This is a genomic window from Streptomyces sp. RG80 (assembly GCF_040446465.1).
Classification (GTDB): Bacteria; Actinomycetota; Actinomycetes; order Streptomycetales; family Streptomycetaceae; genus Streptomyces.
On the sequence record NZ_JBEAAJ010000008.1, the window covers coordinates 52,464 to 75,693 of the forward strand.

Annotated in this window: 29 protein-coding genes; 12 read left to right on the forward strand and 17 right to left on the reverse strand. The window is 69.4% G+C overall.

Features of this window, described 5'->3' with window-relative positions:
• Nucleotides 1-13: 13 nt before the first annotated feature.
• From ABKA17_RS27040 to ABKA17_RS27070, 7 genes are all read right to left on the reverse strand, one after another.
• A complete protein-coding gene (locus ABKA17_RS27040) occupies nucleotides 14-2,080 on the reverse strand; it encodes a pectinesterase family protein (protein WP_353694854.1) in 2,067 nt (688 codons plus the stop codon).
• A 127-nt stretch (nucleotides 2,081-2,207) separates the two neighbouring features.
• Nucleotides 2,208-3,668, reverse strand: a complete 1,461-nt coding sequence (locus ABKA17_RS27045; RefSeq protein WP_353694855.1) for a HAMP domain-containing sensor histidine kinase — start codon at nucleotides 3,666-3,668, stop codon at nucleotides 2,208-2,210.
• Complete coding sequence (locus tag ABKA17_RS27050; protein ID WP_353694856.1) at nucleotides 3,665-4,399, reverse strand: response regulator transcription factor; 735 nt, start codon at nucleotides 4,397-4,399, stop codon at nucleotides 3,665-3,667. Before ABKA17_RS27050 ends, ABKA17_RS27045 begins: the two co-directional genes overlap by 4 nt.
• An 86-nt stretch (nucleotides 4,400-4,485) precedes the next feature.
• A complete protein-coding gene (locus tag ABKA17_RS27055) occupies nucleotides 4,486-4,653 on the reverse strand; it encodes a hypothetical protein (RefSeq protein WP_353694857.1) in 168 nt (55 codons plus the stop codon).
• Between the two features lie 39 nt (nucleotides 4,654-4,692).
• The gene (locus ABKA17_RS27060) at nucleotides 4,693-5,724 is read right to left on the reverse strand and encodes a S1C family serine protease (protein WP_353694858.1); all 1,032 of its coding nucleotides are present in this window, start codon (nucleotides 5,722-5,724) and stop codon (nucleotides 4,693-4,695) included.
• A 199-nt stretch (nucleotides 5,725-5,923) separates the two neighbouring features.
• Entirely contained in the window at nucleotides 5,924-6,946 is a 1,023-nt protein-coding gene (locus tag ABKA17_RS27065; protein WP_353694859.1) for a LacI family DNA-binding transcriptional regulator, read from the reverse strand.
• 84 nt (nucleotides 6,947-7,030) lie between these two features.
• Nucleotides 7,031-7,810 carry a winged helix-turn-helix transcriptional regulator gene (locus tag ABKA17_RS27070; protein ID WP_353694860.1) on the reverse strand — a complete coding sequence of 260 codons (780 nt, stop codon included), beginning with the start codon at nucleotides 7,808-7,810 and terminating at the stop codon, nucleotides 7,031-7,033.
• A 121-nt stretch (nucleotides 7,811-7,931) separates the two neighbouring features.
• On the opposite strand from ABKA17_RS27070, the gene ABKA17_RS27075 reads away from it, so the two are divergent.
• Genes ABKA17_RS27075 through ABKA17_RS27085 form a run of 3 tightly spaced genes read left to right on the forward strand, consistent with a single transcriptional unit; the run spans nucleotide 7,932 to nucleotide 10,175 of the window.
• Nucleotides 7,932-8,795 (forward strand): alpha/beta hydrolase, encoded by an 864-nt coding sequence (locus tag ABKA17_RS27075; protein ID WP_353694861.1) that lies wholly within the window; start codon nucleotides 7,932-7,934, stop codon nucleotides 8,793-8,795.
• A gap of 37 nt (nucleotides 8,796-8,832) precedes the next feature.
• Nucleotides 8,833-9,087, forward strand: coding sequence for a MoaD/ThiS family protein (locus ABKA17_RS27080; protein WP_353694862.1), 255 nt, complete (start codon nucleotides 8,833-8,835; stop codon nucleotides 9,085-9,087).
• 2 nt (nucleotides 9,088-9,089) lie between these two features.
• Complete coding sequence (locus ABKA17_RS27085) at nucleotides 9,090-10,175, forward strand: hypothetical protein (RefSeq protein ID WP_353694863.1); 1,086 nt, start codon at nucleotides 9,090-9,092, stop codon at nucleotides 10,173-10,175.
• A 16-nt stretch (nucleotides 10,176-10,191) separates the two neighbouring features.
• Here the strand turns inward: ABKA17_RS27085 and ABKA17_RS27090 are convergent, their stop codons facing one another.
• From ABKA17_RS27090 to ABKA17_RS27115, 6 genes are all read right to left on the reverse strand, one after another.
• Nucleotides 10,192-10,500: a DUF3099 domain-containing protein gene (locus ABKA17_RS27090; protein WP_353695345.1), complete on the reverse strand. Its 309-nt coding sequence runs from the start codon at nucleotides 10,498-10,500 to the stop codon at nucleotides 10,192-10,194.
• A 36-nt stretch (nucleotides 10,501-10,536) separates the two neighbouring features.
• Nucleotides 10,537-10,824, reverse strand: coding sequence for a DUF1416 domain-containing protein (locus tag ABKA17_RS27095; protein ID WP_003991226.1), 288 nt, complete (start codon nucleotides 10,822-10,824; stop codon nucleotides 10,537-10,539).
• Nucleotides 10,825-10,898: 74 nt separating this feature from the next.
• Nucleotides 10,899-11,738, reverse strand: a complete 840-nt coding sequence (locus ABKA17_RS27100; protein WP_353694864.1) for a sulfurtransferase — start codon at nucleotides 11,736-11,738, stop codon at nucleotides 10,899-10,901.
• A 112-nt stretch (nucleotides 11,739-11,850) separates the two neighbouring features.
• Nucleotides 11,851-11,931, reverse strand: coding sequence for an Ms5788A family Cys-rich leader peptide (locus ABKA17_RS27105; RefSeq protein WP_350751515.1), 81 nt, complete (start codon nucleotides 11,929-11,931; stop codon nucleotides 11,851-11,853).
• 217 nt (nucleotides 11,932-12,148) lie between these two features.
• On the reverse strand, nucleotides 12,149-12,877 hold the full coding sequence (locus tag ABKA17_RS27110) for an LmeA family phospholipid-binding protein (protein ID WP_353694865.1): 729 nt from the start codon (nucleotides 12,875-12,877) through the stop codon (nucleotides 12,149-12,151).
• A 156-nt stretch (nucleotides 12,878-13,033) separates the two neighbouring features.
• Nucleotides 13,034-13,396 (reverse strand): DsrE family protein, encoded by a 363-nt coding sequence (locus ABKA17_RS27115; RefSeq protein ID WP_353694866.1) that lies wholly within the window; start codon nucleotides 13,394-13,396, stop codon nucleotides 13,034-13,036.
• A 142-nt stretch (nucleotides 13,397-13,538) separates the two neighbouring features.
• Here ABKA17_RS27115 and ABKA17_RS27120 point away from each other — a divergent pair, with 142 nt between their 5' ends.
• From ABKA17_RS27120 to ygfZ, 6 genes are all read left to right on the forward strand, one after another.
• On the forward strand, nucleotides 13,539-14,258 hold the full coding sequence (locus ABKA17_RS27120; RefSeq protein WP_353694867.1) for a hypothetical protein: 720 nt from the start codon (nucleotides 13,539-13,541) through the stop codon (nucleotides 14,256-14,258).
• Complete coding sequence (locus ABKA17_RS27125) at nucleotides 14,255-15,139, forward strand: hypothetical protein (RefSeq protein ID WP_353694868.1); 885 nt, start codon at nucleotides 14,255-14,257, stop codon at nucleotides 15,137-15,139. Before ABKA17_RS27120 ends, ABKA17_RS27125 begins: the two co-directional genes overlap by 4 nt.
• Nucleotides 15,136-16,020: a hypothetical protein gene (locus ABKA17_RS27130; RefSeq protein WP_353694869.1), complete on the forward strand. Its 885-nt coding sequence runs from the start codon at nucleotides 15,136-15,138 to the stop codon at nucleotides 16,018-16,020. The genes ABKA17_RS27125 and ABKA17_RS27130 overlap by 4 nt, the downstream gene beginning before the upstream one ends.
• A 232-nt stretch (nucleotides 16,021-16,252) precedes the next feature.
• A complete protein-coding gene (locus ABKA17_RS27135; protein WP_353694870.1) occupies nucleotides 16,253-16,828 on the forward strand; it encodes a heme-binding beta-barrel domain-containing protein in 576 nt (191 codons plus the stop codon).
• A gap of 32 nt (nucleotides 16,829-16,860) precedes the next feature.
• Nucleotides 16,861-17,298 carry a Fur family transcriptional regulator gene (locus ABKA17_RS27140; protein WP_353694871.1) on the forward strand — a complete coding sequence of 146 codons (438 nt, stop codon included), beginning with the start codon at nucleotides 16,861-16,863 and terminating at the stop codon, nucleotides 17,296-17,298.
• 10 nt (nucleotides 17,299-17,308) lie between these two features.
• Nucleotides 17,309-18,274 (forward strand): CAF17-like 4Fe-4S cluster assembly/insertion protein YgfZ, encoded by a 966-nt coding sequence (gene ygfZ, locus ABKA17_RS27145; protein WP_353694872.1) that lies wholly within the window; start codon nucleotides 17,309-17,311, stop codon nucleotides 18,272-18,274.
• Nucleotides 18,275-18,286: 12 nt separating this feature from the next.
• Here ygfZ and ABKA17_RS27150 read toward each other — a convergent pair whose 3' ends face one another.
• The gene (locus tag ABKA17_RS27150; RefSeq protein ID WP_353694873.1) at nucleotides 18,287-18,538 is read right to left on the reverse strand and encodes a hypothetical protein; all 252 of its coding nucleotides are present in this window, start codon (nucleotides 18,536-18,538) and stop codon (nucleotides 18,287-18,289) included.
• A gap of 472 nt (nucleotides 18,539-19,010) precedes the next feature.
• Nucleotides 19,011-19,436 carry a D-aminoacyl-tRNA deacylase gene (gene dtd / locus ABKA17_RS27155; protein WP_353694874.1) on the reverse strand — a complete coding sequence of 142 codons (426 nt, stop codon included), beginning with the start codon at nucleotides 19,434-19,436 and terminating at the stop codon, nucleotides 19,011-19,013.
• Nucleotides 19,437-19,594: 158 nt separating this feature from the next.
• On the opposite strand from dtd, the gene ABKA17_RS27160 reads away from it, so the two are divergent.
• Nucleotides 19,595-20,167, forward strand: a complete 573-nt coding sequence (locus ABKA17_RS27160; protein WP_353694875.1) for an RsiG family protein — start codon at nucleotides 19,595-19,597, stop codon at nucleotides 20,165-20,167.
• 89 nt (nucleotides 20,168-20,256) lie between these two features.
• A complete protein-coding gene (locus ABKA17_RS27165; protein WP_353694876.1) occupies nucleotides 20,257-21,513 on the forward strand; it encodes a GNAT family N-acetyltransferase in 1,257 nt (418 codons plus the stop codon).
• Between the two features lie 216 nt (nucleotides 21,514-21,729).
• On the opposite strand, the gene ABKA17_RS27170 is transcribed toward ABKA17_RS27165, so the two are convergent.
• Nucleotides 21,730-21,912, reverse strand: a complete 183-nt coding sequence (locus ABKA17_RS27170; protein WP_353694877.1) for a hypothetical protein — start codon at nucleotides 21,910-21,912, stop codon at nucleotides 21,730-21,732.
• Between the two features lie 176 nt (nucleotides 21,913-22,088).
• On the opposite strand from ABKA17_RS27170, the gene ABKA17_RS27175 reads away from it, so the two are divergent.
• Nucleotides 22,089-22,997 (forward strand): winged helix-turn-helix domain-containing protein, encoded by a 909-nt coding sequence (locus ABKA17_RS27175; RefSeq protein ID WP_353694878.1) that lies wholly within the window; start codon nucleotides 22,089-22,091, stop codon nucleotides 22,995-22,997.
• Nucleotides 22,998-23,015: 18 nt separating this feature from the next.
• Here the strand turns inward: ABKA17_RS27175 and ABKA17_RS27180 are convergent, their stop codons facing one another.
• On the reverse strand, nucleotides 23,016-23,204 hold the full coding sequence (locus tag ABKA17_RS27180) for a hypothetical protein (protein WP_353694879.1): 189 nt from the start codon (nucleotides 23,202-23,204) through the stop codon (nucleotides 23,016-23,018).
• Nucleotides 23,205-23,230: the final 26 nt, after the last annotated feature.

Consider the following 23,230-nt stretch of genomic DNA (forward strand, 5'->3'; position numbering starts at 1 on the left):
GGGGACCTGTGGGTCAGGAAGCGGTGGGGGTCCAGTCACCGAGCCAGTCGGCGATCTCCTGGCCGGCGGCCTGGGCGTCGGTCAGCATGGGCCGGTTGCTGCTCGCGGACCCGGAACCCGCGCCGGTGTTCTTGTACTCGGCGAACCGGTCGTCCTTCCAGGAGAAGCCGCTCATGTCGGTCCACGGGGTGGACTTGATGGCCGCGCTGAGGGTGGTGTTGCGGACCGTCGTCTGCGGGTCGAGGCTCGCGTCGCCACCGGCGTGCCAGGGGCGGCCCAGGTAGAAGCTGGCGGCCGAGACGTCTCCGTTGACCGCCGAGTTGGCGATCAGGATGCCCTTGCGGTTCGCGACGGTGCTGGGCGCGGTGACGTACCCGGCCGAGGTGCCGTCCCAGCGCTTCTTCAGCGTGATGACGGACTTGTCGATCACCGTGGTCGCGCGGCCGAAGATGAAGTCGACGTTGCCGATCACGTAGGAGTTCTTGATGTAGACCCGGCCGAGCTTGTCCTTGGACGCGGTGTCCACGAGCAGCGTGTCCTGGTCGCCGGTGACGATGACCCCGTCCAGGAACACCTTGTCGGCGGAGGTGCGCAGCGCGACCGCCTGGTGGCCGTTCAGGCTCTGGTTGGCCTTCTCGTCGAAGTCGTTGGAGATCGTCAGGTTGCGCGCCTGGAAGTCGTCGGCCTCGACGGCGACGGAGGCACTGCCGCCGGTGCCGTACGTACCCGACCCGTCCGGCTTGGGCGTCCCGGACGCGTTGTTGTAGACGATCACCGTGTCGTTACGGCTGGCGCCCGTGCCCTGGATGGTGACGTGCGGCTTGTTGGAGGGCACCTTCACCAGCTCGCGATACGTCCCCGGCTTGACGGAGATGACCACGCGGGAGGCGTTGTTCGCCGGTACGGCGTTCACCGCGGCCTGCACGGTCTTGTACTGCCCGCTGCCGTCCTTGGCCACGGTGAGGGTGGTGGCCGCGGCGGCGGTGGTCGTGGCGCTGGTCGTACCGATGGAACTACGGGGCCCCACACCGGACTTGAGCAGCGAGGGCACGTTGGCGGTGGCGTCGAGGTTGTACGAGTAGTAGCTCTTGGGATCGAAGGCGGTCCCCCCGCTCTCGTTGCGCCCGCTCGTGCCGACGAACGTGTTGCCCTTCTGCACGATCGTCGCCGTGCTGTCCTTGATGACGGGGTTGTTGACGCCCTGGAAGTAGGAGTTCTCCAGCACCATCTTGGTGGCGCCGCGCGAGTAGTTCCCGTACGACGACTTGATGTCGGTCCCGGCCGCGTCCTCCAGGAAGTTGTTGTAGAGGTGGGCGTGGGCGGCGTTGTCGGTCGAGGGGTTGCGCTGCTCGGTCTCCCGGATCCAGTTGTGGTGGATGGTGATGTCGGTGACGACGTTCTCGGTCCACCCGATGCCGAAGGCCTTGTTGTCCTGGCTGAGCTTGTTCCAGGACACGGTCACATAGGTGCTGTCCTTGCGTACGTCGATGAGGCCGTCCGCCATGTGCCGCAGATCGTTGTGATCGATCCACACGTGATGCGCGCCGTCCATCTGGATGGCGTCGAAGTCGTGGTCCTTGTCGTTCCAGACGCCTTGGTAGGCGTCCCGGATGGTGAGGTTCCGGATGATGACGTTGTGGACCCCCGCCCCGAGGAAGAACCCGCCACCGACGATGTGCCCGGAGGTCCCGGACCCGACGATGGTCTTGTTCGACTTGACCTTGATCTCTTTCCCGACGGGGTCCATGTTGATGGTGGCCGCCACGACGATGACGTAGGGCGCGTCCGCGGTCGCGTACTTCTCCAGGTCGGCGAGGGTCTTCACAGTGACGGTCTGCCCGTCGCGCCCGCCGTAGGTGCCGTTCTGCCCGAGGGCGTTGACCGAGGCGAAGCCGTCGGCGGTGGCGGTCGCCCAGGCGGGGGCGGCGACGGTGGCGGCGGACGCGGACGACTGGGCGTCGTCGCCGAAGACGGGGCTGTAGGCGAGCACGCCGGCTGAGGTCAGGGCCAGGGGTACGCCGGCCACGAGCGCGGTCTTGCGCCTGCGGTGACGAGGGGCCCTGCTGCGGGTTTCAGTCACGGGCTGCTTCCGATCAGGTCAGATGTGGAGGGTGTGGGACACCTGACTGTCGGAGCTGCCCGGGAAAAGGTTGCCGTGGGAAGGGAGTTGGGCGCGAGGAGGGCTACGTCGGCGGGCGCGGCGAGGGCTACCCGGCGGGCGTCGGGTCCTCCGGGGGCGGCGTGGGGGCGCCCGGGAGACTGAGCGTCGCCACCGTGCCGCCGCCGTCCGCGCGGGCCAGCGTCACCTTGCCGCCGGCCTGCTCGACGGTACGGGCGACGATGGACAGGCCCAGACCCGAACCCGGCAGGGCGCGAGCGCTGGGGGAGCGCCAGAACCGGTCGAAGACGTACGGGAGTTCGTCCTCGGGGATGCCGGGACCGTGGTCGCGGACGGTGAGGACACCGTCGGCGAGCCGCACCTCGACGATGCCACCGTCGGGGCTGAACTTCACCGCGTTGTCCAGGATGTTGACCACGGCCCGCTCCAACGCGCTGGGCTCCGCCCGGGTGTACCAGGGCTGGAGATCGGCGTCGATGGTCAACTCCGGCCCGCGCAACCGGGCCCGCCGCAGCGCCGCCTGGACGGTGTCCTCCAGGGACACGACCTGAACACGCTCCCCACGCTGCCCCTCGGACCGCGACAGTTCCTGCAAGTCACCGATGAGCGAGGCGAGCTCGGTCATCTGCGCCTTCACCGAGGCGAGCAGCGCCTTGCGGTCGGCCTCTGGGATGGGGCGACCGGTCTCCTCGCTGCGGGTGAGGAGTTCGATGTTGGTACGCAGGGAGGTGAGCGGGGTACGCAGCTCGTGCCCTGCGTCCGCGATCAGCTGCTGCTGGAGCTCACGGGAGTTCGCGAGCGAGCTGGTCATGGAGTTGAAGGACCGGGACAACCGAGCCACCTCGTCCTCGGCGTCCTCCTCCACGGGAATCCGCACACTCAAGTCCTCGGTACGGGCCACGTGCTCTACGGCTTCGGTCAGCTTGTCGACGGGCCGAAGCCCGGCACGAGCAACGGCGAGCCCGGCGGCGCCTGCGCCGATCACTCCGACGCCGGAGACGAGGAGGAGGATGAGGGCGAGTTCGTTGAGGGTGGACTGGGTGCCCTTGAGGGGGACGGCAACGAGGAAGGCGGCGTTCGACTGCTCTCCGGTGACCCTGTTCTCGAGGGTAAGGGGAACAGTCATCACGCGTACGGGTGTTCCGTCCGTCGTGGTGCCGTTACGGATGATCCCCTCGTCGTTGTGGTCCTCCTTGGCGACGTTCTTGTCGGCCTGGGTGACTTCGACCTCGCCCTCTGAATTCCCAAGGAGGCAGGCCGTTCCGTCGGACGTGATGGCCTGCGAGTACGAGTTGCGCGGGCCGTTGTAGGCGGTCTGCGGGGTCTGCGTGCAGTTGGCGAGGGCGCTCTCGATGCCCATCTTCTGGGGCCCCTGGATGAGCGCCGCCTTTTGAAGGTCGTCTTCCAGCTGGTCGTACAACTTCCCCTGCACGATGAACCAACAGGTGACCGAAACCGCCGCCACCGCGAACGCCACCGCCGCCGCCACCAGCAACGACAGCCGTGCCCGGATGGGAAGCGTCCGGAACCGGCGTACGACCTTGTTCACTCCGCGCCACCCTGCCGCAGCACATACCCCACCCCACGCACCGTGTGCACGAGGCGAGGCTCTCCACCCGCCTCCGTCTTGCGGCGCAGGTACATCACGTACACGTCCAGCGAGTTCGACGACGGCTCGAAGTCGAAGCCCCACACCGCCTTGAGGATCTGCTCACGGGTCAGCACCTGACGCGGGTGCGCCATGAACATCTCCAGCAGCGTGAACTCGGTACGGGTCAGCTCCACCGGCCGCCCCGCCCGCGTCACCTCACGCGTCGCCAGATCCATCCGCAGGTCCGCGAAGGTCAGCGCCTCGTCCTCGACGGGAGCGCTCGCGTTCGCCGCCGCGTACGAGCTGCGCCGCAGCAACGCACGGACCCGGGCGAACAGCTCGTCCAGTTCGAACGGCTTGACCAGATAGTCGTCGGCCCCGGCGTCGAGTCCCGTGACCCGGTCGCCGACCGTGTCCCGGGCCGTCAGCATCAGGATCGGCGTCGTCGTGCCCGCGCCCCGCATCCGGCGCGCGGCGGTCAGGCCGTCCATGCGCGGCATCTGGATGTCCAGGACCACCAGGTCCGGCTGGTACGCCGTCGCCTTCTCCAGCGCGTCCGCGCCGTCGACCGCCACCTCGGTGTCGTATCCCTCGAAGGCGAGGCTGCGCTGGAGTGCTTCGCGTACGGCCGGCTCGTCGTCGACGATCAGGATGCGCTGGGGGTCACGGTCGCCATCGGCGGGGCTCATGGGCGTGGGTTCCTAGGGTGCGGTGGGACGGGGCTGGGCGCCTTCAGCCTCGCACGTTTCCGGGCTGTCGGGTGAAGCGAGGGCGGTCAGGCGCGGACCCTGCGCCGGCGGGCCGTACGGGCGGCGGCGGGGGCGGCGACCTCGGGGGCGCGGACCGGCGCGGTGGGCGCGTTGAGCTCGTACGCCACTTCCAGTGCCAGGGCGATACCGGCCGGGTCGTGGCCGGCCACGGTGTGGGAAACCTGCTTGATCATGACGTACTCCCCAATGCGGTGATGGTCATGCGGTGATGGTCAGTTGTCGCTGCCGCCGGCCCGCAGCTTGGCGAGGTCGGCCTTGACGGTGTTGATCGGGATGGCGAAGCCGAGGCCCACGCTGCCGGCGTCCGACGAGGACGATCCGGAGGAAGCGGCGGAGTACATCGCCGAGTTGATGCCGATGATGTTGCCGTTCATGTCGATCAGCGCGCCGCCGGAGTTGCCGGGGTTCAGGGACGCGTCGGTCTGGAGCGCCTTGTACGTCGTCGTGGACGAGCCGGTGTCGCCGTTGAACTGCTGACCGCCGAACTCGAACGGCCACTGGCCGTTACCGCCGCCCTGACCGCCCTGGCTCTGGCTCTCGTCGGTCGAGACGGTCACGTCACGGTCGAGGGCGGAGACGATGCCGCTGGTGACGGTGCCGGTGAGGCCCTCGGGGGAGCCGATCGCCACGACCGTGTCACCGACCTGGACGCCGTCGGAGTTGCCGAGGGTCGCGGGCGTGAGGCCGGAGGCGTTCTCCAGCTTGATCAGGGCGAGGTCCTTGGCGCTGTCGGTGCCGACGACCTTGGCCGTGTACTCCTTGCCGTCGCTCGTCGAGACCTTGATCGAGTCGGCGCCGGAGATGACGTGGTTGTTGGTGATGATCTCGCCGTCGCTGCTGATGATCACGCCGGAGCCGGTGGACGAGCCGTTGCTCAGCGTCGCGTTGATCTCGACGATGCTCGGGCTGACCGCCTTGGCGACGCCGGACACCGTGCCCTTGTCGGCGGACGGGACCACATTGGTGCTGGTGCTGCTGGAGGTGACCGTGTCGTTGCCGGTGAGCTCCTGGATGCCGTACGCGGTACCGCCACCGATCGCCGCGGCGACGATCGCGACGGCGGCGAGCAGAGCGAGGGGACCCCGGGTCCGCTTCTTAGGGGCGGGCGCGGGGGGCGTGGGCGCGGGCTCGGCCGCATATACCGGCTGCGGCGGCTGCGCCGGCGGGGGCGGCCACTCCGGGTTCACCGGGGAGGAGGAGGCGTGCTGCTCGTACTCGCCGTCGCGGCGGAAGCTCTCGGTCATGACACTGAGCTTGTCGCCCCACCATGAGAGCTTCCTGAGCGCTCCCTGAGAACGCCACCAGAACCTCGTTCGCCCGATATAAAGCCGGTACAGGGGAGGAGCGGCGCCTTCTCAGACGGACCTCATAAAGACCAACCCAGGGGCGCGGGGAACTGCGCGACCAGCCCCCACCGGGCCCGCAGACAACCGACGAGAGAACCTACTCACACCCGCAAGACCGCCGCACAACAAGCCGAGACGGAAACACCTTCAGGCGCTCGCGGCGCGACCCCGCCACCCGCAACCCGTCGTCCAGCACCAGATCCACCGCCGCCCGCGCCATCGCCGACCGGTCCGATGCGATCGTTGTCATCGGCGGGTCCGCCAGCGCGGCTTCCTTGATGTCGTCGAAGCCGATGACCGCCAGCTCGCCCGGCACGTCGATGCGCAGCTCACGCGCGGCGCGCAGCACGCCGATCGCCTGGTCGTCGGTGGAGCAGAAGATCGCCGGGGGCCGCCGCGGACCGGCGAGCATCTCCAGGCCGACCTGATACGCGTCGTAGCGGTTGTACGGCGCCTCGAAGAGCCGCCCCTCGGTGGAGATGCCGGCCTCGTCCATCGCGCGCCGCCAGCCCTCGACGTGGTCGGAGACCGGGTCGCCGACGGCGGGGGTGTCCGCCGTACCGCCCATACAGGCGACGTAGGGGTGTCCGTGCCCCAGCAGATGGTCGACGGCGGCCTGCGCGCCGGTGAGGTCGTCGAGGACGACGGCGACGTCGTCGATCGCCTCGGGCCGCTCGTGCAGCAGCACCACGCGCGCGTCCCAGGCCTCGATCTCGGCGGCGGCGAGGTCGCTGAGCGCGTGGGAGACGAGGATCAGGCCGGAGACCCGCATCCCGAGGAAGGCGCGCAGATAGTGGGTCTCGCGCTCGGCGACATAGTCGGTGTTGCCGACGAGGACCATCTTTCCCCGCTCGGCGGCGGCCTGTTCGACCGCGTGCGCCATCTCGCCGAAGAACGGCTGACGGGCGTCCGGGATGATCAGGCCTATGAGATCCGTGCGGCGGGACGCCATCGCCTGGGCGACCCGGTCGGGGCGATAGCCCAGTTCCTTGATCGCGGCGAGGACACGCTCGCGCGTGGCCGGGGCGACCGGCCGGGGTCCGTTGTTGATGACATAGCTGACGACGGCAGTGGACGTCCCCGCCAGCCGCGCCACGTCATCCCTGGTTACCTTGGCCACGCGCGGAGTCTACGCGGATGGACCCGCTCTGGGCAGGGCGTGAAGGAGCTTCCCTGTGCCCCGCCTGAGCGTTTCCGGTGCCCGCTATGCGTCCGCGCTGAGCTCGGCCGCGTCCAGGGCGGCCGTCTCGTCCGCATCCGCCGCCTTTTGCTGGGCGTTCTTGGACTTTGCCTCGTCGGAGGCGGCCCCACCCTTCTCGGGCGTAACGAATCGATAACCGACGTTCCGGACGGTCCCGATGAGCGACTCGTGCTCGGGTCCGAGCTTGGCGCGCAGGCGTCGTACGTGCACGTCCACGGTCCGGGTGCCACCGAAGTAGTCGTAGCCCCAGACCTCCTGGAGCAGCTGCGCGCGCGTGAAGACGCGGCCCGGGTGCTGGGCCAGGTATTTGAGGAGCTCGAACTCCTTGAAGGTCAGGTCCAGGACCCGGCCCTTGAGCTTCGCGCTGTAGGTGGCCTCGTCGACCGACAGGTCGCCGTTGCGGATCTCCATGGGGGAGTCGTCGTTGACGATCTGCTGGCGGCCCATGGCCAGGCGCAGGCGCGCCTCGACCTCGGCGGGGCCCGCGGTGTCCAGCAGGACGTCGTCGATGCCCCAGTCGGCGGTGACGGCGGCGAGACCGCCCTCGGTGACGACGAGGATGAGCGGACAGCCGGGTCCGGTGGAGCGCAGGAGCTGGCAGAGGCTGCGCACCTGCGGCAGATCACGGCGGCCGTCGATGAGGATGACGTCGGCGCCCGGGGTGTCGACGAGGGCGGGGCCCTCCGCCGGAGCCACGCGCACGTTGTGCAGGAGCAGGCCGAGAGCGGGCAGCACCTCCGTCGACGGCTGGAGGGCGTTGGTCAGGAGCAGCAGAGAACTCATACGTCTGGTTCCTCCTCGGTCCCGGCGAGGGTTCCTAGCTTTCGTATACAGGGGTACCCGAAAGCACAAAAGGACCCGGGGGCTGCGTCGCCCGAGTCCTCTTCCGAGGAGAATAGCCCACATGAGCGCTGATCCGGCAGGTCGTGTGGTGCGTTCCACGACTGGTCCGAACTCTGAGACGAGCAGACACGCACCTATCCGGACGTTTCTGCACACCGCCGATGGCGTGACGATCGATTCCGTATACGACCCGCCGACCTTCGTATACGACGCCTCCACGCCACCTTCGCGTGACCTCGTGTTCGTGATCGCGCACGGTTTCACGGGCGACGCGGACCGCCCTCATGTTCGGAGGGTGGCGGCGGCGTTCGCGCAGTACGGCGCCGTGGTCACGTTCTCCTTCCGCGGCCACGGCGCCTCCGGCGGGAGCTCGACGGTGGGCGACCGGGAGGTGCTGGATCTGGCCGCGGCCGTCCAGTGGGCGCGATCGTTCGGCCACGCGCGCGTGGTGACGGTGGGGTTCTCCATGGGCGGCTCCGTGGTGCTGCGGCACGCGGCGCTGTACCGGCCGGGGCGCGAAGGGCGCACGGAAGCGCACTCGGACGCGGTGGTCTCGGTGAGTGCACCGGCCCGCTGGTACTACCGCGGCACGCCCCCTATGCGCAGGGTCCACTGGCTGATAACCCGCCCGGAAGGCCGTCTCCTGGGCCGCTACGGACTGCGCACGAGGATCCACCACCGCGAGTGGGACCCGGTCCCGCTCTCCCCGGTGGAGTCCGTCCCGCAGATCGCGCCCACCCCTCTCCTCATCGTCCACGGCGACCGCGACGGCTACTTCCCCCTCGACCACCCCCGGATGCTCGCCGACGCCGCCGGTGACCACGGCGAACTCTGGCTGGAGCCCGGCATGGGCCACGCGGAGAACGCGGCCCCCGACGAGCTGCTGGGCCGTATCGGGGACTGGGCTGTCACCCAGGGCGGCTAGCCTGACCGTGTACACAGCCGATCGATTGAGGAACCGGATGCCAAAGGTCACGGTGCGCTACTGGGCCGCCGCGAAGGCCGCCGCCGGGATCGCCGAGGAGGCGTACGACGCGGAGACCCTCGCCGAGGCGCTCGACGCGGTACGCGGGCGACACCCCGGCGAACTCACGCGCGTCCTGCTGCGATGCTCGTTCCTCATCGACGGTGACCCCGTGGGCACCCGCGAACATGAGACGGTACGGCTGGCCGACGGCGGCACGGTCGAGGTGCTCCCGCCGTTCGCAGGAGGGTGACGATGACCGACCAGCCGTATGAGGGCCAGCAGTACCAGCAGGGCTACGACCCGTACTGGCAGCAGTCCCAGCAGCAGGCCCAGGCCCAGCAGCAGGCGTGGCCCGGGCAGCAGCAGGGGTACGAGGATCCGCAGGCCGCCCAGCAGTACACCCAGCAGTGGCAGGGCCAGACCTGGGAGACCCAGGTGCAGGCACCGGTCGCCCCGGCCGCGGAGACGTCGTATCTGCCGCAGCAGGGCTACGAGCCGGCGTACGCGCAGCCGACCACCCCTGCCCCCGCGACCGCACCCGAGCCCACCGGCGACTACGGACCCGCCACCCTCGGTGGCAACGCCCGCGTGACGGACGCCCAGCGCGCCCGCCTCGAAGGCCGCTCCCCGATCATCGAACCCGGCATGCAGCCCGCCGCGCTCACCGCGCTCCTCGGTCTGCTCCTCGCCGGCGCGGCGGCCGTCGGCTCGTACGCCCTGCTCGTCCCGCTCGTCCTCCTGCAGGCCGTGACGGCGGCCGGCTGGTTCCGGCTGAACGGCATGTGGCCGGCCCGGCAGGGCATCGCGCTGGCCTTCGCGGGCGCGCTCACCGCGGACGTCGCGCTGCTGGCCGCCGACCGCGCGCCCGCCGCGATCCTCGGCACGCTCGGCGTCTGGGTCCTGCTCTCCCTGGTCATCCAGCTCCGCTCGCACGCCGACCCCGACACCCGGATGTACGGCCTGATGGCCACCGTCGCCTCGGCGGCGCTGGCGATCATCGCGGCCGGCTATCTCGCGGCCGCCGCGGACGCGGTGACGGTCGGCGCGGCCTCGGTCGCGGTCGCCGTCCTGGCCCGCGCGCTCCCGCTGCCGACACCGGCCTCCGTGGTGGTCGCCCTGCTCGCCGCGACCGGCGCGGGCATCGCGGTGGGCGGGATGACGGACCTGGGCACCGGGGGCGCGCTGCTGGGCGCGGGCGCCGGGGTGTGCGCGCTGATCGGCCACCGGGTCGCCAGCTACGACTACCCGTCCCGCTTCGTGCACTTCACGGCGGGCGTGGCCCTGCCCCTGGCCGCCGCGGCACCGGCGGTGTACCTGCTGGGACGGGCGCTCGGCTGAGAGCCTGGTCGGTCAGCTACGGCCGCTTCTTGCCGTCCAGCTCGTCCCACCAGTCGTCCGACTTGGGGTCCCCGGACGGATCGTCCCACCAGCGGTCGTCGGGCCCCCGCCGGTTGGCGACCATCGCGGCGACCGGCGGGATCAGCATCGCGACCACGCACATGCCGACAGCCACGGGCACCGACCAGAGGCGCACGACTCCCCAGGCCAGGACGAAGAGGCCGATGCAGGTCCCCATCATGGCGAAGTACAAGTGTCGACGCCGTGCGTACATGTCTCCAGGGTAGGTCCGTGCATGCCGAAGGGCCGCACCTCCGGGGTTCAGTCCGGGAGTGCGGCCCTTCGGTCGTTCAGGCGTGCCTCAGACGGCGATCGCGACCTCGGCCAGGCCGCCCTGCTGGGCGACGACCGTGCGGTCGGCGGTGGCGCCGGGGACCAGGGCGCGGACGGTCCAGGTGCCCTCGGCCGCGTAGAAGCGGAACTGGCCCGTGGCGGAGGTGGGGACCTCGGCCGTGAACTCGCCGGTCGAGTCCAGGAGGCGGACGTAACCGACGACGGGCTCGCCGTCCTTGGTCACCTGGCCCTGGATGGTGGTCTCACCGGGCTTGATCGTCGAGGCGTCGGGGCCGCCGGCCTTCGCTCCACACATGTCTTCTCCAAGAGGGGTCTGACCGGAGGAAGGCCGGTCGGGATTCTGCGGGGTGGGTTCGCTTGCTACGAGGCTTACTTGTTGGCGCCGAGCTCGATCGGGACGCCGACGAGGCTGCCGTACTCGGTCCAGGAGCCGTCGTAGTTCTTGACGTTCTCCACGCCCAGCAGCTCGTGCAGGACGAACCAGGTCAGCGCGGAGCGCTCACCGATGCGGCAGTAGGCGATGGTGTCCTTCGCCAGGTCGACCTGCTCGTCGGCGTAGAGCTCCTTGAGCTCGTCGTCCGACTTGAAGGTGCCGTCGTCGTTGGCGTTCTTCGACCACGGGATGTTGCGGGCGGACGGGACGTGGCCCGGACGCTGCGACTGCTCCTGCGGAAGGTGCGCCGGGGCGAGCAGCTTGCCGCTGAACTCGTCGGGCGAACGGACGTCGACCAGGTTCTGCGAACCGATGGCCGCCACGACGTCGTCGCGGAAGGCGCGGATCGCGGTGTTCTGGGCCTTGGCCTTGTAGTCGGTGGTGGCCCGCTCCGGGACCTCCTCGACCAGCTCGCGCGCGTCCAGCTCCCACTTCTTGCGGCCGCCGTCGAGAAGCTTGACGTTCTCGTGGCCGTAGAGCTTGAAGTACCAGTAGGCGTACGAGGCGAACCAGTTGTTGTTGCCGCCGTAGAGAACCACCAGCGTGTCGTTGGCGATGCCCTTGGCCGAGAGGAGCTTCTCGAAGCCCTCCTGGTCGATGAAGTCACGGCGTACCGGGTCCTGGAGGTCCTTCGTCCAGTCGATCCGGATGGCGTTGCGGATGTGGTTCTTCTCGTAGGCGGACGTGTCCTCGTCGACCTCGACGATGGCGATGTCGGCGTTGTCGAGGTTGGCCTCGACCCAGTCGGCGTCGACCAGGACGTCGCTGCGGCTCATGCTCTTTCTCCTCCGGGGCAGTTGCGGCGGGACATGCGAGTGCGAAAGGGGTGCGCGGGGGCGCACGGATGCCTGGAAAAGGCAGGGGGATGCGGAAAGGCGATGCTTCCGCTCAGAAGGGGCGACAGAGCATGGCGGCAACGCGGCACAGGTCCACTGCCCGCCGCTTCGTGAGATCCGCCTGTCGCTTCATGCCGTCGATCGTAGGGACGGACAGCCTGGCGTGTCACCGGTGTGTCGTATTTTGAGACGCGATCGTCCGCGATGTGGGAATGGATCAACGCCCGGGCGGTGTTCACACGGTTTTCGGCCGCCGGTGGCCGTCGTCACATCTACGGTACGGACGGCCCGTCTCGCCCTTCGGACGGTCATGGTCCGCCGTGAGCCACCTTGATCCGCCGAACGGCGTCCTACCCGGCCAGCTTGACGTTCGAACCCTTCACCGTGACCTCGACACCGTCCGCCGCCGCCTCGACCTTGTCGAGCTGGATGCCGCCGGGCAGGTCGTCGATCTTCTGTTCGAAGTCGGTGATCGAGCGGACCTTGCCCTCGGCGACCTCGACGACCAGGTTCGGCAGGTTGTCGGCGTGCACCTTCACGGTGTCGCCGTCGACGGTGACCGTGCTGAGCACCGGGTACGTCGACGACTTGCCCAGGGCCGTGACCTTGACGTTCACCTTGATCTTGCCGTTGCCGCCGTCGGAGAGGCCGACGACCTCGGCGGTCGCCCCGGGGAAGATCTGCGTCGGCTCGGACTTGGCGGCCTTGAGGAGCTCGGCGTAGGAGATGCTCGCGGTGCCGTCCGCGGTGGCCGCGGTCGCGGAGCTGTAGTCGCCGGAGAAGGCGACGCCCTTGAAGTTGGCCGTGATGTCGTCGATACGGATCTTGCCGCCCGTGGTGCCGGTGGCGGCCTCGTAGTCCTTGATGCCGACCTCGGTGTCGTCGAGCTCGCCGGAGACGACCTGGGTGAGGAAGGGGAAGCCCTTGATGGACACGTCGGGGGTGGCGGCGAGGTTCTCGGTGGTCTTCAGCTTGTCCGCCACCTCGTCCTCCGCGAGGCTGACCGCGACACGGTCGGCGATCACGAAGAGGCCGCCCAGAATGACGACGACGATCAGAAGTATTCGCAGTGCGCGCATTCTTTGGTGTTCCCCCACCTCGACGGTCTACGTAGGTCGAGTGTCACGGTAACCCCGGACGAAGGCGGGCCCGGGACTTTGTCGATCACCTGTGACAGGGGGGCGGGGGCGACCGTCGCGCGCCGTGAAGATCGCGGTCGGCGGTGTGGTGCGGCGTCAGTAGACCAGCGCCTGGACCCCGTCCCCCATCGCCTCCTGTACGAACACCTGCGCCCCCGCGATCCGGACGCCCTCGATGACGTCCTTCTCCGTGATGTCCCGGCGGGCCGCGCACTGGGTGCACAGGGTCAGGGTGCCGGCGGTCAGGACGGAGTCGATCAGGTCGGGCAGCGGGGCCGCGTGGGGGAGCTCGAACTCGGCGGCGCGGCCGGGGAGCGCGAACCACGCGGACTCGCCGGTCAGCCACAGGGAGACCTCCACCCCGCTGGCCACGGCCACCGCCGCCACCGTGAACGCCTGCGAGCAGCGCTCGGGGGCATCGGCCCCCGCCGTCACCTTGATCACGAGCTTCTTCGCCATGGCCGAATCGTAATCAAGGTCCGTACAACTCGGCTTCTTGACCATGAGTCTCCTGTGCGCGCATACGGAATGCGCGCTTCACGTTCTGTGGGGGGACGTCTTGGAAGTACCTGATGTTCGAGAAGTACCGGTAGCGGAGGAGGTGCCCGAAGCGCCCCGGTCGCGCCGCCGCGGTCGTACGACACTCCTCATCGCCACGGCCGCCGTCCTCGGCACGGTCGCCGGTACCTGCACCGGCTTCCTCGTGCAGGCCGACCGTGAGCCCACCAGGCTGCCGTCGCTGTCCCAGCCCGTGGTCACGCAGGCCAAGGGCGAGGTCGAGCCGTTGTCCGCGGCGCAGGACCGGCGGGTGAAGACGGACGGCGATCTGCGCAAGCTGCTGTTGAAGAAGCCGAGCGGCTCGAAGAAGGCCGACTGGCTGGACGACAGCGACGGCTGGATGGACCTGGCGTCCTACGCCGAGGCCTTCGAGAAGCCGGGCGGCGCCTTCGACGACCTCGTCGACGAGGAGTTCCGCCGCGCGGCCGTGACCGGCTGGGAGAAGGGCCACCTCTCGGTGACGATCCGGCTGGTCCAGTACCGGCAGGAGGAGTACACCGCGGCCGCCGACGCCGCGGACGACGGCCAGTACTGGGCGGGCAAGGAAGCCTCCACCGACAGCTGGGTCGTGCCCGGCACCGAGGACGGGATGGCGTACGTCCACGGGAAGCCCGAGACCAAGGCCGGCTATCTGCCGCTCTACAGCGCGGAGGCGCACGCCTGGCGCGGTGACATCGCCGTGGAGGTCTGGGTCTACGACACCAAGCCGATCACGAAGAAGACGGTCATGGACCTGGCCGAGCGGCAGATGGAGCGGCTGTGAGCGACATACCCGAGAGCGCCGACATACCCGAGAGCGCTGAGAGCGTCGAGGTAGCTGAGAGCGCCGGGGCCTCCGAGACCGTCGAAGCCCTCCAGAGCCCCGTCCCCGACGAAGCTCCCGCTCAGCCCGCCAAGAAGCCCGTCCGCCGTGGCCGTATCGCGGCGATCGCCGGATCCGTGCTGCTGGTCGGTGCCGTCGTGGCCGGTGTCGGCTACACCGTGGTGACCGTGGACGGTGCCGACCGTGACGCCGGTGCCCCGGTCTGGAAGTTCCCGAAGGCCGTGGCCGACAAGAAGAAGGCGGCCACGGCCAAGGGGCTGCCCGGTGCGCTCGTGCCGTACGGGTTCGACGGCTGGCACCGGGGTCCGGACCTCGCCGAGTTCGGTTCCGACGTGGAGCTCAGCGGCGCCCAGGCGACCGCCCTGCGCAAGGAGTCGCTCGTCGGGCTGCCGCGCACCCTGCGCCGGGCGCTGGAGAAGGAGATCGACCGGCAGCGCACCACGGGCATGGTGATGCGCAGCTACGTCAGCATGAAGGGCAGCAGCTTCACCGGGCCGGGTGTCTCCTCGGTCAGCATCACGCTGTCCCGGATGGAGAAGCGGGCCGCCGCCAAGGACGTCTTCATGTCCCAGAACGGCTTCCTCGACAGGATGGACATCTTCCGCAAGGGCCCGAAGGTCAAGGGCTTCAAGAACGCCGGGTGCTTCCTGCCGCCCAAGGACGCCGACGCGGACCTCGACATGATGGTCTGCTCCGCCTACCAGGGCGACGTCCTGATCAATGTCACCGCCGAGGGCGTCAAGCCCTTCGACAGCAAGACCATCGTGAAGCTCCTCGCCGAGCAGCTCGACCGCATCGCAGAGCCGGGGGAGGCGGTATGACCGACCAGACCGAGCAGATCGAACCGACCCAGCAGGCCGAGCCGACCGGGCAGCAGCTCGTCGTGCCGCCCGTGCCCGAGGCGCCTCCGCAGCCCGTGACCCCGGTTCCGGCCCCGAATAACCGTCGCGTCCTGCGGGCCGTACTGCGCTGGACCGCCGCCGTCGTGGTCTTCGCCGTCGCCGGCGCGGGAACGGCGTACGGCATCACCCGGATGGAGCGGACGGACGTACCGGGACTCGCGACCGAGTCGGACGGGCGCTGGGAGTACCCGGAGATCGTCAGGCCGCCGCTGCCCTCCGGCCGCCCCGGGCCCTTCGCCGAGGAGAACACGGCCGGTTCGCACTACGCCGACCTGCGCCGGCTCGTGCTGCCCGCGCCCGAGGGCGCGACGGCCGACAAGGCGCTCGAGGGGAAGGACGGCTGGCTGGCGACGAAGGACTTCCTGGCAGCGTTCGAGTCGAAGGACGACCGGGAGACCGTCGGGGCACTGCTGACCGACAACGGGCTGCGGCACGTCGCTGCCCGCGGCTGGACCACGACGGACGGCACCCGTACGCAGATCTACCTGCTCCAGTTCGACACGGCCGCGGTCGCCGAGGGCCTCGAGCAGGACAACTTCGCCAGCGTCGTGGCGGCCCCGTACGCCCTGAAGGGCGCCGACCAGAGCCTCATGGACGAGGACTTCCCGACGAAGGTCGCGGTGGGGAACGTACGGCGGTACGCGTACACCGAGACCAAGCCGTACGGCGCTGAGCACGTCCGGCAGGCCTACCTCTTCTCCGGTGACGTCCTCGCGCTGGTCGTCCAGTCCAGGAAGGGCGGCGCGCGGACCGTGCCGTTCCAGCAGACCGTGGTGCTCCAGAGCCAGCTCCTCGGCTGACCCGGCCGGACCCCGGGGGCGCACCTCACAGCGACCCCCGGGCCCCGGCCTACTAAGCTGGGGCCCGGCCTGTGTACCGCCACCCTCGCTCAACGTAGGAGCACCAAGTGCTTGAGGTTGTCTTCGAAGTCCTGCTCGCCCTGGTCTGCGTCGGCGTTCTCGCCTTCGCCGGGCTGACGGTGAAGAAGCTGTACCAGGGCCAGCGCTGACCCAGATCTAGGAACTGCCTCTCATGATCGAGATCCCGTCCGACCTCCACAAGGACCTCGTCCCGCTCGTCTTCCTGCTCGGCAACTGGGCCGGCGCGGGCGTGCACGACTTCCCCGGCTCCGAGAAGTGCAACTTCGGGCAGGAGGTCACCTTCAGCCACGACGGCCGGGACTTCCTGGAGTACACGTCCCACACCTGGGTCCTGGACAACGACGGGAACAAGGTCCGTCCGCTGGAGTCCGAGCACGGTTTCTGGCGCGTCGACGCCGACCGCAAGGTCGAGGTCACCATGGTCCGTGACGACGGCGTCGTGGAGATCTGGTACGGCGAGCTGGCGAAGCAGAAGCCGCAGATCGACCTGGTCACGGACGCGGTCGCGCGGACGGCGGCCTCCGGCCCCTACACCGGCGGCAAGCGTCTGTACGGCTACGTCAACAGCGACCTCATGTGGGTCGGCGAGAAGCAGACCCCCGAGGTCGAGCTGCGCCCCTACATGTCCGCCCACCTGAAGAAGGTCGTCACCCCGGAGGACGTCGAGCGCTGGGCCAAGGCCCTCCCCGACGACATGCCCGACGACGGCATCGCCTTCTTCAAGTAGGCCTCCAAGAGAGTAGGCCTACACTCGTCGGTGTGGTGAGCACCGACTGGAAGAGTGATCTGCGGCAGCGCGGTTACCGGCTGACCCCGCAACGGCAACTTGTGCTCGAAGCCGTGGACACCCTTGAGCATGCGACCCCCGACGCCATTCTCACGGAAGTGAAGAAGACGGCGTCGGGGGTCAACATTTCCACGGTCTACCGGACCCTGGAGCTCCTGGAGGAGCTGGGGCTGGTCAGCCACGCTCACCTTGGGCACGGGGCACCGACGTACCACCTCGCGGACCGCCATCACCACATCCACCTGGTCTGCCGTGACTGCGAGAACGTGATCGAGGCCGACACCAAGGTGGCCGCCGAGTTCACGGCCAAGCTGCGTGACACCTTCGGCTTCGAGACGGACATGAAGCACTTCGCGATCTTCGGCCGGTGCAAGGACTGCTCTCTCAAGGCTTCAACTACCGAGTCGTAGGCTTAGGCATATGAAGAGCCCCCTGCTGTCCCTGCCCGGCGCCGTCCCCGCCGAGGGTGTGGACGAAGGCGTCGCGGCCCACTACGGCGACCTGTTCCGCGAACAGCGCGCCCTCGCCGACGGCACCGGATTCGTCGACCTCTCGCACCGCGGCGTCATCGCCGTCACCGGTGCGGACCGGCTGAGCTGGCTGCATCTGCTGCTCACCCAGCATGTCGCCGAGCTGCCCACCGGCGAGGCCACCGAGGCGTTGATCCTGTCCGCCAACGGCCACATCGAGCACGCGCTGTACCTGGTGGACGACGGTACGACGGTCTGGGCCCACGTCGAGCCCGGCACCCAGGAGGCGCTGCTCGCGTACCTGGAGTCGATGAAGTTCTTCTACCGGGTCGAGACCGCCGACCGCACCGACGACATCGCGGTCGTCCACCTGCCGGCCGGTTCGATCGCCCCGGTACCGGAGGGCGTCGTCGTCCGCGAGACGGCGTACGGCCGTGATCTCTTCCTCCCGCGCGCGGACCTGGAGTCCTACGCCGAGCAGGCGGGCCCGGCGGCCGGTCTGCTGGCCTACGAGGCCCTGCGGGTCGAGCACCACCGCCCCCGCCTCGGCTTCGAGACCGACCACCGCACCATCCCGCACGAGCTGGGCTGGATCGGCACCGCGGTCCACCTCCAGAAGGGCTGCTACCGCGGCCAGGAGACGGTCGCCCGCGTCCAGAACCTGGGCAAGCCCCCGCGCCGCCTGGTCTTCCTGCACCTCGACGGCAGCGAGGTCCACCTGCCCCCGGCCGGCGCCCAGATCCGCCTCGCCGACGACGGCCCCGACGGCCGCAAGATCGGCTTCATCACCACCTCCGCCCGCCACCACGAACTCGGCCCGGTCGCCCTCGCCCTGATCAAGCGAAACATCCCGACCGACGCCCGCCTGATGGCGGACACCACGGCGGCGGCGCAGGAGATCGTGGTCGAGCCGTAGGCGGGGCGGGCGTCAGCGTGGCACCGCGATCTTCGCGGCCAGGGTGAAGCCCCCGCCGGCGATCGTCACGGCGCTGCCGAGCGCCTCCAGCGCCCCCGGCATCACGAGCAGCACGGTGATGCCGGCGGCCAGCGCCGCGACCACGATGATCACCGCGGCGACGGCGTTCGGCAGCGGGATCCGGGTGATGCCCGATCCCCCGACCTGTGGTTGGGGCTCGGGTGGCCTGCCGGGGTCCTGTCCTGTGGGCGGTTGGTGTGCCATGCCGCTTCTCCCTTCGTCGATCACGTCAGCCCAGGTGAGTGGCGAACCACGGACGTCGCGGTGACAGCCGCATATTCCGTGATGTTCCGTGCTCCGAGAGATGCCCCGCGGCCCGGAGGGCCAACACACCGCAGATGTACGGGATTTGGGGCCGTGGAACGCAGGGGGAGACGCTCCGCCGTCTGCGGTAGCGAACGTACGACGGAAACCCCGCCGGAGTGACCACTCCGGCGGGGTCCGCCGCTGTCGAGGGGGCCCGCTGTCACGAGCCCCGCGAGTCGGTGTCCGCTGACCCGAGAACCTGGCTCACCTGGGCTGACAGGGAGAAGGGCGTTCGGATGGCTGGGCGGTCATGTCGACCAATTGGACTGCCAACTCTACTCAGTTGTCCCCACTTGGTCCCTGCTCGTAAACAACGAACCAGCACTTCCCCTCAACCCGACAGCGTTGGGGAGTTGTCCGCGCCGGTGGCTCACATCTCCAGCTGGACCGTGAACGGGCCGTCGTTGGTCAGGGACACCCGCATCGCGGCGCCGAAGCGGCCCGTCGCAACCGTGGCGCCGAGTGCGCGGAGCTGGGCGACCACCTCGTCGACCAGGGGTTCGGCGATGTCGCCGGGGGCGGCGGCGTTCCAGGTGGGGCGGCGGCCCTTGCGGGCGTCGCCGTAGAGGGTGAACTGGCTGATGACGAGGAGCGGGGCGTCGATGTCGCTGCACGACTTCTCGTCGTGGAGCATGCGGATCGACCAGAGTTTGCGGGCGAGTTGGGCCGCCTTCTCCTTGGTGTCCTCGTGGGTGACCCCGACCAGGACGCACAGCCCCTCGCCGGTGATCTCCCCGACCGTCTCACCGTCGACGACAACGCTCGCGCCGTCCACTCTCTGCACCACTGCACGCATGGACCCATCATGCCGGGCCGCGTGGAGTGACCTTTCCTCGGGATTGTTTTTGATCCTTAACCCCCCATCTGGGGCCGTTCGGGGGCACTCGGTCACATAGCGGGCCCTTGGGGTGGCACGATGCTCACACGCGCCGGTCGAGGGGACGGTAGAGGCACATGAGCACACCGAGTACCGGACAGCAGCCCGGGGCTGCCGTCCGGCCGCCCGTGCAGCGCACGGAGGAGCCGCGGCTGCCCGCGGACCCGCCCGAGCGTGACCTGACCCTGCCGAGCCTGCCCGAGCTGCGCACCCTGCGCCGGGACGCCCAGCGAGACGAGGCGGACCTCAGTTACGTACGACGGCTGCTCCAGGGCCGTATCGACATCCTGCGGGCGGAGCTGGCACGCCGCTCTCCGGCGGGGGAGGGCTCGGTGGTCGAGCGCCTTTCGGAGATCCTCACGGACGCCCCCGCCCGCCAGCGCTCCTCCGCCCGCCACGTCACGCTGGGCACACCCCACAGCGAGGAGTACGGCAAGCTGGCCGCCGAGATGCTCGCCGAGGTCGAGCTCTCCGACCTCCAGGCCCGCACCGACCTGGAACTGCACACCGCGATGGGCCGCCTCGTCCGGTACGAACAGCAGGTCTCCCGGCGCCGCCAGCGGTTGCAGCGCACCGCCGATGATTGCAGCGCGGAGATCGCCCGGCGGTACCGGGAGGGCGAGGCGCAGGTGGACGACCTGCTGATGTGAGGGGTGGGGCGTGAGGGCCCGTTCGCGGCGAGGCGCGGGACGGTGGAAATCGCCGCGACAGCTCATCGTCGTAGACCTAACGTGACCCCATGACCCGCCCCCGCTCAGACATCGACGTCCGTCCGATCGGCGAGGCCGAGATCCCCGACTGGATCCGCGCCCTGAACACCGGTTTCCTGCGCAGTCCCGGCGTGAGCGAGGACGAGGTCGCCGACCGGAGCAGTTATATCGAACCGGCCCGTACGCTCGGCGCCTTCGACGGCGGGCGGTGCGTGGGGACGTTCCGGTCGTTCGAGCAGCGGCTCACGGCGGTCGGGGGCGCGGAGGTGCCCGCCGATGCCATCACCAACGTCAGCGTCACGGCGACGCACCGGCGGCGCGGGATCCTGACCCGCATGATGGCCGAGGACCTCGGCGCGGCCAAGGAGCGCGGGGACGTCGTCGCCACGCTCATCGCCGCCGAGTACCCGATCTACGGCCGGTACGGCTTCGGCCCGGCCACCTGGATGACCGAGTGGACGGTGGACGTGCCGCGCGCCGGGCTCGATCCCCGTTGGGCGGGGCCGGCGGACGGCGGCCGGATCGATCTCGTGGACCGCGAGGACGTACGCAAGCTCGGACCCGAGCTGCACGAGCGGGTACGGCGCGCCCGGCCCGGCGCGGTCAGCCGTACCGAGCGGTGGTGGCAGGTCGAGACGGGTGCCGTGCATCTGGACCGCGCGCCCTGGGTCGAGCCCTTCTTCGCCGTGTACCGCTCGGCGACGGGCGAGGTCGAGGGAATGGCGGCGTACAAGTGCGACGACAGGTGGGACGACAAGCAGCCCGCCGAGACGGCCAAGGTGCGGTGGCTGATCGCCACGACCCCCGCCGCCGAGCGCGCCCTGTGGCTCCACCTGTGCTCGATCGACTGGGTCACGAAGGTGCGCAGCGGCTGGCGCGGCCCCGACGACCTGCTCCCGTTCCTCCTGCCCGACCCGCGCGCCGCCCGGATCACCACGCACGCGGACTGGCTGTGGGTGCGGATCCTGGATGTCGTACGGGCTCTGGAGGCGCGTACGTACGACGGGGAGGGCTCGCTGGTCCTGGAGGTCGTCGACCGGGCGGGGTTGAGCGGCGGGCGCTACCGGCTGGAGGTGGCGGGCGCAGAGGCGTCCTGTACGGCCACCGACCGGGCCGCCGAACTCACCCTCGACGTCGCCGACTTGGCGACCCTCTGGCTCGGCGACGAGTCCGTCCTGCGGCTCGTCGCGCTCGGCCGGGTCTGGGAAGAACGAGCGGGCGCCGCCCGTATGGCCGACGCCCTGCTGCGTACGCCCGGGCGGCCTTGGTGCCCGGACATGTTCTGAACTCCTTCCGGCAGGCGACAGAGTGCCGATCGCGGCTTCGCCCTCGGCCTCGGCCGCGATCTTGGTTCTGATCCGTAGCTGTTGCTCTTGAGTTGTGGCTGTGCGCAGCGGTGTTCGGTTGTCGGTGTTCAGTTGTGGCTGTGCTGACCGACCGGGCTCTCGGCTCCCCTCCGGAAGAGAGCCCGATCGGCCGGCTGAGCGGACTTGGGCGGTCCGTCAGCCGGACTGGGCGAGCAGCATCACGAGGATCGCCGCTCCGATGCCGCCGACCATGGTGTTCTTTGCCTTGATGCCGACGGTGAGCAGGACGAAGGCGATGATGCCCATCGGTCCCCACTTCCACTGGATGAGCTGCTCGAATCCAATGGCAAGGGCGGCGATGACGATGGCGAGCGGCATGACGATCCCCCCTGGACGAAGCAAGTCGAGTCGTTCGGCTTGGTGGCGCCAACCCCCTGGAAGTTTGACCATGTTGTTCAAGTTGGCGACCAACTTCACTGTACTTATCTCCGCTTGGATGCGTCTCATAACCACCTTCCCTCGAACTGCCCAAAGATGGCGGGAAGTTGTAGTGTTTGGTCGTGGACCCGAAACACGCCTCCGTCAATGGACGGGAGAGGTCACCGCGGCCACACACGTCGCATCGCGAGGTGGCCGACGAGCTGCGCTCCCGGATCCGGTCCGGTGAGCTGCGGCCGGGTCAGCGCATGCCCACCCAGGCCAGGCTGGCCGACGAGTTCGGAGTGGAGCGTGGTGCCGTACGGCAGGCCCTGCGCATCCTTCAGTCCGAGCACCTGCTCACCAACGTGTCCAAGGGGAGCCCCGCGACCGTCGCCCCCGACCTCGGCAAGGCGCTGACCGGCCCCGGAGCCCCGCCGCTGCCCACGATGGTGGCCCTGGCCCCACGGATCGCCGAAGCCTTCGCGGCCCCGCACGTCGAGATCGACGCGCTCTGTCTGACCTCGGTCTCCTTCAACCTCGCCCTGGGCGAGCCGCTGCGCCAGATTCACGCCGGACGACTGAAACCGGCCAAGGTCGACGTCCGGGTCCTGATGCCCAGTCGCGAGATCGACCTGGCCTTCCCGACCCCCGTGGACCCCTCGGCGGACGGCCGGCTCCAGCGCCGCTGGCTGGCCCATCGCAACGCCCAGGGACAGGTGCTGAAGCACAACCTGCTGGCGCTGCGCGCCACGCACGGCATCGACGTCCAGGTCACCTTCCGGGCGCTGCCCTTCACTCCGCCGGTCAAGCTGTACCTGCTCAACAACACAGAGGCGCTCTTCGCGTACTACACCCTGTCGCAGCGTGAGCAGCAGATCGACCACGAGTTCCTTCAGACGTACGACGCCGAGGGCACCCAGTCGATGCTGTTCGCCTTCGAGCAGGGCGCCGGCCTGCGGGACACCACGTTCGTGGAGCAGTCCCATCTCTGGTTCAACGCCCTGTGGGAGACGATCAGTTCACGGATGACGTTCTCGACGTAGCGAGGGACGTGCTGGTCGTCACAGTGCCGGGCGCGCCACCAGCAGGGCGAGCACCACGGCCCCGACCGAGCTGAAGGCCGGGCTCTTGGCCTTGACACCGATGGTGAGCAGCAGCATTCCGATGATGCCGGCGGCGCCGTACTTCCACTGGACGGTCTGCTCCAGGCCGACGACGAAGATCGCGGAGAGGAGGTAGAGAGCAGGCATGGTGGTTCCCCCTTCGGACGTTGGGC

Bases quoted from the DNA above. Each gene is read 5' to 3' on its own strand.
- ABKA17_RS27050 (WP_353694856.1), bottom strand. From the start codon at position 4,399: ATGAGCCCCGCCGATGGCGACCGTGACCCCCAGCGCATCCTGATCGTC.
- ABKA17_RS27055 (WP_353694857.1), bottom strand. From the start codon at position 4,653: ATGATCAAGCAGGTTTCCCACACCGTGGCCGGCCACGACCCGGCCGGT.
- ABKA17_RS27060 (WP_353694858.1), bottom strand. From the start codon at position 5,724: ATGACCGAGAGCTTCCGCCGCGACGGCGAGTACGAGCAGCACGCCTCC.
- ABKA17_RS27070 (WP_353694860.1), bottom strand. From the start codon at position 7,810: ATGAGTTCTCTGCTGCTCCTGACCAACGCCCTCCAGCCGTCGACGGAG.
- ABKA17_RS27075 (WP_353694861.1), top strand. From the start codon at position 7,932: ATGAGCGCTGATCCGGCAGGTCGTGTGGTGCGTTCCACGACTGGTCCG.
- ABKA17_RS27080 (WP_353694862.1), top strand. From the start codon at position 8,833: ATGCCAAAGGTCACGGTGCGCTACTGGGCCGCCGCGAAGGCCGCCGCC.
- ABKA17_RS27085 (WP_353694863.1), top strand. From the start codon at position 9,090: ATGACCGACCAGCCGTATGAGGGCCAGCAGTACCAGCAGGGCTACGAC.
- ABKA17_RS27095 (WP_003991226.1), bottom strand. From the start codon at position 10,824: ATGTGTGGAGCGAAGGCCGGCGGCCCCGACGCCTCGACGATCAAGCCC.
- ABKA17_RS27100 (WP_353694864.1), bottom strand. From the start codon at position 11,738: ATGAGCCGCAGCGACGTCCTGGTCGACGCCGACTGGGTCGAGGCCAAC.
- ABKA17_RS27105 (WP_350751515.1), bottom strand. From the start codon at position 11,931: ATGAAGCGACAGGCGGATCTCACGAAGCGGCGGGCAGTGGACCTGTGC.
- ABKA17_RS27110 (WP_353694865.1), bottom strand. From the start codon at position 12,877: ATGCGCGCACTGCGAATACTTCTGATCGTCGTCGTCATTCTGGGCGGC.
- ABKA17_RS27115 (WP_353694866.1), bottom strand. From the start codon at position 13,396: ATGGCGAAGAAGCTCGTGATCAAGGTGACGGCGGGGGCCGATGCCCCC.
- ABKA17_RS27130 (WP_353694869.1), top strand. From the start codon at position 15,136: ATGACCGACCAGACCGAGCAGATCGAACCGACCCAGCAGGCCGAGCCG.
- ABKA17_RS27135 (WP_353694870.1), top strand. From the start codon at position 16,253: ATGATCGAGATCCCGTCCGACCTCCACAAGGACCTCGTCCCGCTCGTC.
- ygfZ (WP_353694872.1), top strand. From the start codon at position 17,309: ATGAAGAGCCCCCTGCTGTCCCTGCCCGGCGCCGTCCCCGCCGAGGGT.
- ABKA17_RS27150 (WP_353694873.1), bottom strand. From the start codon at position 18,538: ATGGCACACCAACCGCCCACAGGACAGGACCCCGGCAGGCCACCCGAG.
- dtd (WP_353694874.1), bottom strand. From the start codon at position 19,436: ATGCGTGCAGTGGTGCAGAGAGTGGACGGCGCGAGCGTTGTCGTCGAC.
- ABKA17_RS27160 (WP_353694875.1), top strand. From the start codon at position 19,595: ATGAGCACACCGAGTACCGGACAGCAGCCCGGGGCTGCCGTCCGGCCG.
- ABKA17_RS27165 (WP_353694876.1), top strand. From the start codon at position 20,257: ATGACCCGCCCCCGCTCAGACATCGACGTCCGTCCGATCGGCGAGGCC.
- ABKA17_RS27170 (WP_353694877.1), bottom strand. From the start codon at position 21,912: ATGCCGCTCGCCATCGTCATCGCCGCCCTTGCCATTGGATTCGAGCAG.
- ABKA17_RS27180 (WP_353694879.1), bottom strand. From the start codon at position 23,204: ATGCCTGCTCTCTACCTCCTCTCCGCGATCTTCGTCGTCGGCCTGGAG.